Raw genomic sequence first — 10,293 nt, 5'->3', positions numbered from 1 at the left:
GTCAGCGAGCTCGTGCCGCTGTTCTTGGTTGCGTTCAACGCACCGAAGGCCGCCTTGGGTGCGTTGAACGCACCGAAGGCCACCTTGGGGCGCTTGGGAAGGTGCTCAGGCGCGGGTGCCCTCGACCTGGCGGCCGTCCTCCGTCGAGCACGCCGTCACCGGGTCGTTGGCGCCGCTGCCGCACGTCCACTCGTCGAGGACGACCGGGCCCGGGCCGTCGGCGGAGGCCGCCTCGGCCGGGGTCAGCTTCGCGAAGTAGTCCTTCAGCAGCTTCGTCGCCGCGGCGCAGTCGACCTGGCCGTGCGCGATGACCGCCGTCTTCACGCCGCCCGTGCCGGTGACGTCGCCGCACGGCACGCCCGGCGCCGTCGACCCGGCCGCCGCGGCCGCCGCGGGGACGGGAGCGGGCTCGGCGGAGGAGGGCGCCGCGGGCGCCGGGTCGCCGCCGCAGCCGGCCAGGACGGCGGCCGCGGCGACGAGCAGCAGGGGGTACGCGAGTGTCTTCATGGGCCCTTCAGGAGCGGAAACGGATCGGGAGAGGTCACTCTGAGGGCACGACGGCGGCGAACACCGTCTGCTCGCCCTTCGTGCAGGTGGTGCCGCCCTGGGCGGCCGGCGGCCCGGATGTGCACAGCCAGCCGTCGACGGTTTCGTTCACCGCGTCGTTCGAGCCGGCGCCCTGGCGGCCGGCGATCTTGCGGTGGAAGTCGCCGACGAGCTTCGTCGCCGCGACGCAGCTGACGCCGGCGGAGCCGCTGTCGAACACGTAGAGCGTCAGCCCGCTGGCGGCGGTCACGGTGCCGCACGACCCGGGCACCGACGGCGGCGCCCCGGACGGCTTCGTCACCGGCGCGGGCGCGGACGAGCTGCCGTCGGCGGGTGGTGGCGGGGGAGGCGTGCCGGTCGACGCCGGCTGCGAGGACGAAGCCACCGGGGGAGCCGGAGAGGACGGCGCCTGGGCGGCCGGCTCGCCGGAGCAGGCCGCGAGCGCGGGCACGGCGAGGCAGGCGGCGAGCAACGGCCGCCACGTCCTCGTGGTGGTCGGGTGGGGCACCGCGATCGTTCCTCCCCGGTCAGGCTGGCCCGGTCATCCTGGCCCATCCGGGCCGGGGCCCCGTGGACCGACGCGCCCACAGGTGTGCGGCAGATTACTCCAGCCGGGTGGCGGCCCGGCCCGGTGGCTGCCGAAACACCGTCCACAATGGACTATTAACATTCCGTTCACGCTCCGAAACCTCACGCTGCCATCAAGAATCGATCGGTCTAATTCCGGCCGCGACGGTTAACGATCCGGCTCCGCGTGCCGAAGATCTTGGTGGAGGCCGACGAGCTTCCCGTCCCCGACACCCGTACCGAGCCCGTGAGAGCGATGAACGCCGACGCTGTGACCAGCCCCGAAACCAGCACCGACCAGACCCCCGGCCCGGCCGGCCCCCCGACCGTCCCGAGCAGCGTCGTCTGGTGCTGCGGCCGCCCCTACGTCCTCGAGGCGCGCCCGGGCCGCGCCCGCTGGATGGGCACCGACTACCGGGGCCGTCCCGAGGCCCTGAGCAGCGCCGAACTGCAGCGACGCGGCTGGAGCCGCCGCCGCGCGTGCTGACTACGCTGGCCGGGTGAGCACAGCCGCACCCGAACCAGCCGCTCAGGCGAGCGCCGCCGAGCCGTCCCTGCTGAGGCAGGCCTTCAACGTCCCCAACATGCTGTCGCTGCTGCGGCTGGCCGGCGTGCCGGTGTTCCTGTGGCTGCTGCTGGGTCCGGAGGAGGACGGCTGGGCGCTCGCGCTGCTGATGTTCGGCGCGCTGACCGACTGGCTCGACGGCAAGCTGGCCCGGTGGCTCAACCAGATGTCCCGGCTGGGCCAGCTGCTCGACCCGGCCGCCGACCGGCTCTACATCCTCGCGACGCTCGTCGCGTTCCTGGTCCGGGAGATCATCCCCTGGTGGGTCGTGGTGCCGCTCCTGCTGCGGGAGGCCGTGCTCGGCGTCTGCGTGCTGACGCTGCGCCGCCGCGGGTTCGCGCCGCCGGAGGTGACCTACATCGGCAAGGGCGCGACCTTCGTGCTGATGTACGCCTTCCCGTTCCTGCTGCTCGCGCAGGGTGGCTCGGACGTCGCCGCGGTCGCCCGGCCGATCGGCTACGCCTTCACCATCTGGGGCGGGGTCCTCTACGTCTGGTCCGGCGTGCTCTACGTCGTGCAGGCCCGCAACGCGCTGCGCGGCGCGGGCGACGACTGAGCGAGACCACTTTCCCCGGGTCGTGCCCGGCGGCTGCGCCGTGTGGGTGTAAGACTTCGCGCAGCACGTTTTCGCCAGTGAGGGCATGAAAGGGGACCGGCGGTGTCCGCTCCTGAAGAGCTTCGCTACACCGAGGAACACGAGTGGGTCGCCACCCGCGGCGAGGACACCCTCGTCCGCATCGGCATCACCGAGTACGCGCAGGACCAGCTCGGCGACGTCGTGTTCGTCGACCTGCCGGAGGTCGGCCGCCAGGTGAGCGCGGGCGACGTCTTCGGCGAAGTCGAGTCGACGAAGAGCGTGTCCGAGCTGTTCGCGCCGGTCGACGGCGAGGTCGTCGCGATCAACGACGCCGTCGCCGACTCGCCGGAGCTGATCAACAGCGACCCCTACGGCGAGGGCTGGCTGATCGAGATCCGGCTCGACGACCCGGCGGGGCTCGAAGCCCTGCTGGAAGCCGAGGCGTACGACGCCCTGACCAAGGGCTGAGCTCCGCTCCGAGCCGCCCGGACCGGCACTGCGCCGGTTCGGGGAGCCGGGGCTCGGAGAATCGATCAGGCACGGTACGTTGGCAGCTACACGTTCTTGAGTACTAGGCAACACAGCATGTGTGGAGGAGAGCTCAGGTGAGCACGAACGACGGGCCCGGCGGCGTTCCCCCGGAGCAGTCTCCGGAGCGGACCTCTGTCTTCCGGGCCGACTTCCTGGCCGAAGCCGAAGGCCACGAGTCCGCCCCGGCCGCGGAGGCGCCGGTCCAGGGCGTCGACGCCCTGCCCGCGGGTTCGGCGCTGCTGGTCGTGAAGCGCGGCCCGAACGCGGGTTCGCGATTCCTGCTCGACCGCGACACGACCAGCGCCGGGCGCCACCCGGACAGCGACATCTTCCTGGACGACGTCACGGTCTCCCGCCGGCACGCCGAGTTCCGGCGTGAGGGCGGCGAGTTCGTCGTCATCGACGTCGGCAGCCTCAACGGCACCTACGTCAACCGCGAGCCGGTCGACCAGGCCGTCCTCGCGGGGGGCGACGAGGTGCAGATCGGGAAGTTCCGCCTGGTCTTCCTGACCGGCCCGGGTCACGGGGGCCAGGGAGCGCAGTGACGGCGGCCGGGCGGCCACAGAACCACGGACTGAGCATCGGGGCCGTCCTGGCGCAGCTGCGCTCGGACTTCCCCGATGTCACCATCTCCAAGATCCGGTTCCTCGAAGCGGAAGGCCTGGTCCAACCGGGCCGGACGGCTTCGGGGTACCGGCAGTTCGCCGCGGCGGACGTGGAGCGACTGAGGTTCGTCCTGGCCGCCCAGCGGGACCACTACCTCCCGTTGAAGGTCATCAAGGAGCAGCTGGACGCGGCGGACTCGGGAGCCGGGCCCGCCGCGGACCTGCCCCGCCCGCCACGCCGGCTGGTACCGATCGACGCCCCCGCGGCGAACGTCGGCCTGCCGGTGGCGGACGACTTCACCACCGGCAAGGAGCTGCGCCTGACCCAGGAGGAGCTCCTGGAGCAGGCCGGCATCGATGCGCCCGCACTGGCCGAGCTGCAGCAGTACGGCCTGGTCCGGCCCGGCCCCGCGGGGTTCTTCGACCCGGACGCGGTGCTGGTCGCGCGAACGGTGAAGGCGATGACCGAATTCGGTATCGAGCCGAGACATTTGCGTGCCTTTCGCGCCGCGGCCGACCGCGAGGTCGGGTTGCTGGAGCAGATCGTGACACCGGTGTATCGGCACCGTGACCCGGAGGCCAAGTCGAGGGCCGACGAGGTGGTGCGGGAGCTCGCGGCACTGTCCGTGACCCTCCACACGCTCCTCGTCAAGGCCGGAATCCGCGGCGCCACGGGGTGTTGATCCGCAAGGGGGCACTGAGATCCTCTTTGCGGCCCCATGTCAATGACTGAATGTTCGGCACCGCATGCCGTACCGTGAAGGCAAGGGTTTGCGGCAGGCGAACCGAGATAGTCTCGACAGCGAGCACAGCGCAGGGATGACGGGTAGCGTCGCCAGAGGCGGCACAGACCCGTTCCGGCGTCTGGGCCCGTGTGCACGAGAGGGAGGCGAAGCCCGATGAGCGAGATGCGCGTCGTCGGTGTGCGGGTCGAGCTGCCCGCGAATCAGCCGATCTTGCTGCTGCGGGAGACCGAGGGTGAACGGTACCTGCCGATCTGGATCGGCTCGGTCGAAGCCACCGCCATCGCCTTGGAGCAACAGGGAGTCCGGCCTGCCCGTCCGCTCACGCATGACCTGCTGAAAGAGGTCATCGGGGCGCTCGGCCGGGAGCTCGAGCAGGTCGTCATCACCGACCTGAAGGAAGGCACGTTCTTCGCCGAGCTCGTCTTCGACGGCGACATCCGGGTCTCCGCCCGGCCGAGCGACTCGGTCGCGCTGGCCCTGCGGATCGGGGTCCCCATCCACGCCGTGGACGCGGTGCTGGAGGAGGCGGGCCTGATCATCCCGGACGAGCAGGAGGACGAGGTCGAGAAGTTCCGCGAGTTCCTCGACTCCGTGTCGCCCGAGGACTTCCGCGGAGCCGATACCTGAGACTTGCCTTGACGCGGACGTCAACGTCTAGCGTCGGGGGTATGCGGATCGGAGAGCTTGCGCAGCGCACGGGTGTCACCACCCGTGCGCTGCGGTTTTATGAAGCCCAGGGCCTCCTCGCGGCCCGTCGCTCGGCGAACGGCTACCGCGACTACGACGAGGACGACCTGCAGCTGGTCAGGGAGATCCAGACCCTGCAGACGATCGGCCTGACCCTCGACGAAACCCGCCCGTTCGTCGACTGCCTCCGCAGCGGCCACGAGACCGGCGACTCCTGCCTGACGTCGATCGAGGTCTATCGCCGCAAGCTCGAAGAAGCCGACGCACTGCTGGCCCGCCTCGGCGGCATCCGGGCGGAGCTGGCGTCGAAGCTCGCCGGCGCGCTGGCCCGGCAAGCGCCCGATCCCTGTGTCGTCCCCGACGCCCCGCGCCCGTGAAGGAGCTTGTCATGACTGCTGTTGCCGTTTCCGATGTCACCGATGCGACGTTCGCCGCCGAGGTCCTCGGCAGTGACGTGCCCGTGCTGGTGGAGTTCTGGGCCACCTGGTGCGGGCCGTGCCGGATGGTCGGCCCGGTGCTGGCCCAGCTCGCGGACGAGCGGGCCGGGAAGCTCGCCGTGCGGAAGGTCAACGCCGACGAGAACCCGGAGACGACGAGGTCGTACCAGGTCATGTCCCTGCCGACGATGATCCTGTTCCGGGCGGGCGAGCCGGTGCTGACGATCGTCGGCGCGTTCCCGAAGGCCCGGATCGAGGAACGCCTCGACAGCGTCCTCTAGGGCACGGTCGCCTTGACGAACGTGTCGGCCACCTCGCGGCCGTACTGCTCCAGGTCCAGCGACGGGTCGGCCGCGTAGGCCGCGGCCACCCCGTCGATGGCCTGCGCGACGGACATCGCCATCACCTCCGGCGTGAAGTCGCCGAACAGGCCCTCCGCCTGACCCTGCTTGAGCTGGCGGGCCAGCCCGTGCACCCGCATGTCGTCGATGAGGATCTTCGTCATCGTCCAGCCTTCGGCGTCGTCGGCGTTGGCGGCCATCTCCGTCAGCACCCGGACGCACTCGGGGTACGAGCGCAGGAACGCGATCGACGTCTCGATGTGCGCCCGCAGGTAGCCGGGCCGGTCCGCCGGGTCCACCCCGCCGCCGGTGCGTTCCTTGAGGAACTCGTTCTTCGTCTCGACCACCGTGCTCAGCACGGACTGCATCAGGCCGGCCCGGTTGGTGAAGTGGTACGAGATCATCCGGGTGCTGCTGAGGCCGGCGCGTTCCTTGATCTTGGCGAACGTGGCTTTCCGGTAGCCGAGGTCGGCGATGACGCCGATGGTCGCGCCGATGATCTGGGCCCGGCGCGCCGCCTCCGTCACGCTGAGGCCCATCTCGGCCATGAGGTCGGTGTTTACTCGCATGAGTAAAAATGTACTCGGCTGAGTAAAAGGGGGCAATAGGTTTGAACCACCGGCTCCGGGGTACGGCGAACGGCTCAAAGGCTCATCCGACCGTTGAGGCTTGCCGCGCGTCGCGTTGACCGGGTCTGTCCGGGCGCTTACCGTCGAAGGAGGTAAATCGTCACGGTGTGATTCACGGTCTGGGGCCGGACCGTGGCGGTTGATCTCCGGTGGGTCCCGCTCCTGGGACCGTCCGGCTGTCATTCGCCGGCCGTCCGGTCGGGCGAGGGGAGGCTTGCGTGGTCGAGGCTGGTTCCGAGAAGCAGCCTGTTGAAGTCGCGGCTGGCGAGCAGGGTGAGCTGTTCCCCGACGACTCGCTGCCGGACGAGCTGGTGGGGTACCGCGGTCCGGCCGCGTGCCAGATCGCCGGGATCACCTACCGCCAGCTCGACTACTGGGCCCGGACGAAGCTGGTCGCACCCAGCATCCGCACGGCGCACGGCTCCGGCTCGCAGCGGCTGTACTCGTTCAAGGACATCCTGGTCCTCAAGGTCGTCAAGCGGCTGCTGGACACCGGGGTCTCGCTGCACAACATCCGGGTCGCCGTCGACCACCTGCGCGTCCGCGGAGTCCGCGACCTCGCGCGCGTGACGCTGTTCTCCGACGGCACCACCGTCTACGAGTGCACCTCGCCGGAGGAGATCGTCGATCTGCTCCAGGGCGGCCAGGGTGTCTTCGGCATCGCGGTCAGCGGTGCCATGCAGGAGATCAGCGGCACCATCCACGATTTCCCGGCCGAACGCGCCGACGGCGGCATCGTCGAGCAGCACGAGCCGGACGAGCTGACCCAGCGCCGCAACGCCCGCCGGACCGGGTGATCACCACTACGGCGGACGGAGTAAGGTTCTCCCTGCGGTCGACGAATCCGCGCGGGAGAGTCCGAGCCACACCTTGAGCTCGGCGCCGAAGGAGCAAATCCTCCCCGGAACCTCTCAGGCACCCCGGACCGCGCGGACGAGACGCCTCTGGAAAGCGGGTCGTCAGGACACAACCTGATGGCCCCGCCGACGGTGCAAGCCCGGCTCAACCTCGGGCGAAACTCTCAGGCGCCTGCTTTTGCGGGTACGGACAGAGTGGGGAGGCCGAGACATCGTTGTCTCGGTCCATCCCCGCTGTCCCCAGGAGGCCCCTGTGAACCCGTCACTCGCCTCCCTGGAACAAGGCCTCCCGTTTGCCGAGCGGCACATCGGGCCCGGTCGGGATGAACTTCAGCGCATTCTCGACGTCATCGGCGTCGCTTCTCTCGACGAGCTCTCCGAGCGTGCTGTTCCCGAGTCTCTGCGCGCTTCCGCCGAGCCGCTTGAACTGCCGCCGGCTGCCACTGAAGCTCAGGCGCTCGCCGAACTTCGGGCGCTGGCCGGCCGTAATCGGCCGATGGCCCAGATGATCGGGCTCGGCTACCACGACACCGTCACTCCGCCCGTGATCCGGCGGAACGTGCTCGAGAACCCCGCCTGGTACACCGCCTACACGCCCTATCAGCCCGAGATTTCGCAAGGCCGGCTCGAAGCGCTGCTCAACTTCCAGACCATGGTCGCCGACCTGACCGGGCTGCCCGTCGCCAACGCCTCGATGCTCGACGAGGCCACCGCCGCCGCCGAAGCCATGACGCTCGTGCGGCGGGCCGGGAAGTCCGCGTCGAACCGGTTCGTCGTCGACGAGGACACCCTGCCGCAGACCCTCGCCGTGCTCCGGACCCGCGCCGAGCCGCTCGGCATCGAACTGGTCGTCGAAGACCTCTCGCAGGGCCTGACCGGCCTCGGTCTCGGCGGCGACTTCTTCGGGCTGCTGCTGTCCTACCCCGGCGCGTCCGGCGCGGTGCACGAGTTCGACTTCACCATCGCCGACGCCAAGAAGCACGGTGCGGCGGTCATCGTCGCCGCCGACCCCCTCGCCTTGACGCTCCTGCGTCCGCCGGGAGAGCTCGGCGCCGACGTCGCCGTCGGCTCGACGCAGCGGTTCGGCGTCCCGCTCGGCTTCGGCGGTCCGCACGCGGCCTACCTCGCGGTCAGGAAGGGCCTCGAGCGGCAGCTGCCGGGACGGCTGGTCGGCGTCTCGAAGGACGCCGACGGCGCGCCCGCGTACCGGCTCGCCCTGCAGACCCGCGAGCAGCACATCCGCCGCGAGAAGGCGACGTCCAACATCTGCACCGCGCAGGTCCTGCTGGCGGTGATGGCGTCGATGTACGCGGTGTACCACGGCCCCGAGGGGCTGCGCGGCATCGCGCTGCGCGCCCACCGGATGGCCACCGTGCTCGCCGCCGGTCTCGCCGAAGGCGGTGTCGACGTCGGGCACGGCGAATTCTTCGACACCGTCACCGCGGCGGTGCCCGGGCGCGCGCACGCGGTCGTCGCGGCGGCTCGCGACCTCGGCGTCAACCTGCGCCTCGTCGACGACGACCACGTCGGCGTCGCCTGCGACGAGACGACGACCCGTGAACGGCTTTCGTGCGTGTGGAAGGCGTTCGGCGTCTCGGTGTCCGATGTGGACGGTCTCGACGCGGACACGGCGGACGCGCTCCCGGCGCCGCTGCGGCGGACGAGCGACTTCCTCACCCACCCGGTGTTCCACGCCCACCGCTCGGAAACCGCGCTGCTGCGGTACCTGCGGCAGCTGGCCGACAAGGACGTCGCGCTCGACCGCAGCATGATCCCGCTCGGCTCGTGCACCATGAAGCTCAACGCCACCGCCGAGATGGAGCCGATCACCTGGCCGGAGTTCGCCGGGCTGCACCCGTTCGCGCCCGCCGAGGACGCCGCCGGTCTCCTGGAGGTGGTCGCCGACCTCGGCGCCTGGCTCGCGCGGATCACCGGCTACGACACGGTTTCCCTGCAGCCCAACGCGGGCAGTCAGGGCGAGTTCGCCGGGCTGCTGGCCATTCGCGCCTACCACCGTTCGCGCGGCGAGGGCGAGCGCGACGTCTGCCTGATCCCGGCGAGCGCCCACGGCACGAACGCGGCGAGCGCCGTGATGGCAGGCATGCGGGTGGTCGTCGTCCGCTGCGACGACGACGGCAACATCGACCTCGGCCACTTGCGGTCCACTGTGGACGAACATCGCGCCGACCTGGCCGCGATCATGATCACCTACCCGTCGACGCACGGGGTCTACGAGGACACCGTCGGCGCGGTGTGCGGGCTGGTGCACGACGCGGGCGGGCAGGTGTACGTCGACGGCGCCAACCTGAACGCGCTCATCGGCGTCGCGCAGTACGGCCGCTTCGGCGCCGACGTCTCGCACCTCAACCTCCACAAGACGTTCTGCATCCCGCACGGCGGCGGCGGACCCGGCGTCGGGCCGATCGGGGTCCGCGCGCACCTGGCGCCGTTCCTGCCGAACCACCCGCTGCAGCCGGCGGCCGGCCCGGAGACCGGGGTCGGGCCGGTCAGTGCGGCGCCGTGGGGCAGCGCGTCGATCCTGCCGATCTCGTGGGCGTACGTCCGGATGATGGGCGCGGACGGCCTGCGCCGGGCGACGCTCGTGGCGGTGGCGAACGCCAACTACATCGCGAAGCGGCTCGGGGAGCACTACCCGGTGTTGTACGCGGGACACGAGGGGCTCGTCGCGCACGAGTGCATCCTCGACCTGCGGCCGCTGACGAAGGCGACCGGCGTGACGGTCGACGACGTCGCGAAGCGGCTGGCGGACTACGGCCTGCACGCGCCGACGATGTCGTTCCCGGTGGCGGGCACGCTGATGGTCGAGCCGACCGAGAGCGAGGACCTGGCCGAGCTGGACCGCTTCTGCGCCGCGATGATCGCGATCCGCGCGGAGATCGACCGCGTCGCGGCAGGCGAGTGGGCGCTGGAGGACTCGCCGCTGCGCCAGGCTCCGCACACGGCTCGCTGCGTCGCGGGCGAGTGGGACCGGCCGTACAGCCGCGAGACGGCGGTGTTCCCGGCCGGCCCGAGCGCGGCGAAGATCTGGCCGCCGGTCCGCCGCATCGACGGCGCGGCGGGGGACCGCAACCTCGTCTGCTCCTGCCCGCCTCCGGAGGCCTTCGCGCAGGAGTCGTGAGTGCGTAACAGTGTTAGAACACTGTTAAGCAAAAAAAAACAACCCCCGCCGCCCGGCAGGGGGGGC

13 protein-coding genes and 1 riboswitch are annotated in these 10,293 nt (G+C 70.8%); of the genes, 10 read left to right on the top strand and 3 right to left on the bottom strand.

Going from position 1 to position 10,293, the window contains the following annotated elements:
• Positions 1-105: 105 nt before the first annotated feature.
• Both AB0M59_RS53060 and AB0M59_RS53055 read right to left on the bottom strand, forming a co-directional pair.
• Entirely contained in the window at positions 106-507 is a 402-nt protein-coding gene (locus AB0M59_RS53060) for a hypothetical protein (protein WP_364631918.1), read from the bottom strand.
• 34 nt (positions 508-541) lie between these two features.
• Positions 542-1,054, bottom strand: a complete 513-nt coding sequence (locus tag AB0M59_RS53055; RefSeq protein ID WP_364631915.1) for a hypothetical protein — start codon at positions 1,052-1,054, stop codon at positions 542-544.
• Between the two features lie 315 nt (positions 1,055-1,369).
• Between AB0M59_RS53055 and AB0M59_RS53050 the strand changes: the two genes are divergently transcribed.
• From AB0M59_RS53050 to trxA, 8 genes are all read left to right on the top strand, one after another.
• Positions 1,370-1,600 (top strand): hypothetical protein, encoded by a 231-nt coding sequence (locus tag AB0M59_RS53050; RefSeq protein ID WP_364631912.1) that lies wholly within the window; start codon positions 1,370-1,372, stop codon positions 1,598-1,600.
• A gap of 13 nt (positions 1,601-1,613) precedes the next feature.
• Complete coding sequence (locus tag AB0M59_RS53045) at positions 1,614-2,234, top strand: CDP-alcohol phosphatidyltransferase family protein (protein ID WP_364631909.1); 621 nt, start codon at positions 1,614-1,616, stop codon at positions 2,232-2,234.
• Between the two features lie 102 nt (positions 2,235-2,336).
• Positions 2,337-2,723 (top strand): glycine cleavage system protein GcvH, encoded by a 387-nt coding sequence (gene gcvH, locus AB0M59_RS53040; RefSeq protein WP_364631906.1) that lies wholly within the window; start codon positions 2,337-2,339, stop codon positions 2,721-2,723.
• 137 nt (positions 2,724-2,860) lie between these two features.
• Complete coding sequence (garA, locus tag AB0M59_RS53035) at positions 2,861-3,331, top strand: glycogen accumulation regulator GarA (protein ID WP_284750621.1); 471 nt, start codon at positions 2,861-2,863, stop codon at positions 3,329-3,331.
• On the top strand, positions 3,328-4,074 hold the full coding sequence (locus AB0M59_RS53030; RefSeq protein WP_364631904.1) for a MerR family transcriptional regulator: 747 nt from the start codon (positions 3,328-3,330) through the stop codon (positions 4,072-4,074). Before garA ends, AB0M59_RS53030 begins: the two co-directional genes overlap by 4 nt.
• A 216-nt stretch (positions 4,075-4,290) precedes the next feature.
• Positions 4,291-4,764 (top strand): bifunctional nuclease family protein, encoded by a 474-nt coding sequence (locus tag AB0M59_RS53025; protein WP_009078856.1) that lies wholly within the window; start codon positions 4,291-4,293, stop codon positions 4,762-4,764.
• A 41-nt stretch (positions 4,765-4,805) separates the two neighbouring features.
• Positions 4,806-5,201: a MerR family transcriptional regulator gene (locus AB0M59_RS53020; protein WP_364631901.1), complete on the top strand. Its 396-nt coding sequence runs from the start codon at positions 4,806-4,808 to the stop codon at positions 5,199-5,201.
• Between the two features lie 11 nt (positions 5,202-5,212).
• Positions 5,213-5,542: a thioredoxin gene (gene trxA / locus AB0M59_RS53015; RefSeq protein ID WP_364631899.1), complete on the top strand. Its 330-nt coding sequence runs from the start codon at positions 5,213-5,215 to the stop codon at positions 5,540-5,542.
• Here the strand turns inward: trxA and AB0M59_RS53010 are convergent.
• A complete protein-coding gene (locus AB0M59_RS53010; RefSeq protein WP_364631896.1) occupies positions 5,539-6,171 on the bottom strand; it encodes a TetR/AcrR family transcriptional regulator in 633 nt (210 codons plus the stop codon). The two genes, trxA and AB0M59_RS53010, sit on opposite strands and share 4 nt — an antisense overlap.
• Positions 6,172-6,449: 278 nt before the next feature.
• Between AB0M59_RS53010 and AB0M59_RS53005 the strand changes: the two genes are divergently transcribed.
• A complete protein-coding gene (locus AB0M59_RS53005; protein ID WP_364631893.1) occupies positions 6,450-7,028 on the top strand; it encodes a MerR family transcriptional regulator in 579 nt (192 codons plus the stop codon).
• Between the two features lie 42 nt (positions 7,029-7,070).
• A riboswitch (glycine riboswitch) is annotated at positions 7,071-7,169 on the top strand.
• A 172-nt stretch (positions 7,170-7,341) separates the two neighbouring features.
• Complete coding sequence (gcvP, locus tag AB0M59_RS53000) at positions 7,342-10,227, top strand: aminomethyl-transferring glycine dehydrogenase (protein WP_364631890.1); 2,886 nt, start codon at positions 7,342-7,344, stop codon at positions 10,225-10,227.
• Positions 10,228-10,293 lie beyond the last annotated feature (66 nt).

Source organism: Amycolatopsis sp. NPDC051371, from assembly GCF_040682155.1.
Lineage (GTDB): Bacteria > Actinomycetota > Actinomycetes > Mycobacteriales > Pseudonocardiaceae > Amycolatopsis.
This window is presented reverse-complemented; position numbering and strand designations above follow the sequence as displayed.

What these genes read in the sequence shown, in the direction of transcription:
- AB0M59_RS53050 (WP_364631912.1), top strand. Translation starts at nt 1,370, where the DNA reads ATGAACGCCGACGCTGTGACCAGCCCCGAAACCAGCACCGACCAGACC.
- AB0M59_RS53025 (WP_009078856.1), top strand. Translation starts at nt 4,291, where the DNA reads ATGAGCGAGATGCGCGTCGTCGGTGTGCGGGTCGAGCTGCCCGCGAAT.
- AB0M59_RS53060 (WP_364631918.1), bottom strand. Translation starts at nt 507, where the DNA reads ATGAAGACACTCGCGTACCCCCTGCTGCTCGTCGCCGCGGCCGCCGTC.
- AB0M59_RS53020 (WP_364631901.1), top strand. Translation starts at nt 4,806, where the DNA reads ATGCGGATCGGAGAGCTTGCGCAGCGCACGGGTGTCACCACCCGTGCG.
- trxA (WP_364631899.1), top strand. Translation starts at nt 5,213, where the DNA reads ATGACTGCTGTTGCCGTTTCCGATGTCACCGATGCGACGTTCGCCGCC.
- AB0M59_RS53010 (WP_364631896.1), bottom strand. Translation starts at nt 6,171, where the DNA reads ATGCGAGTAAACACCGACCTCATGGCCGAGATGGGCCTCAGCGTGACG.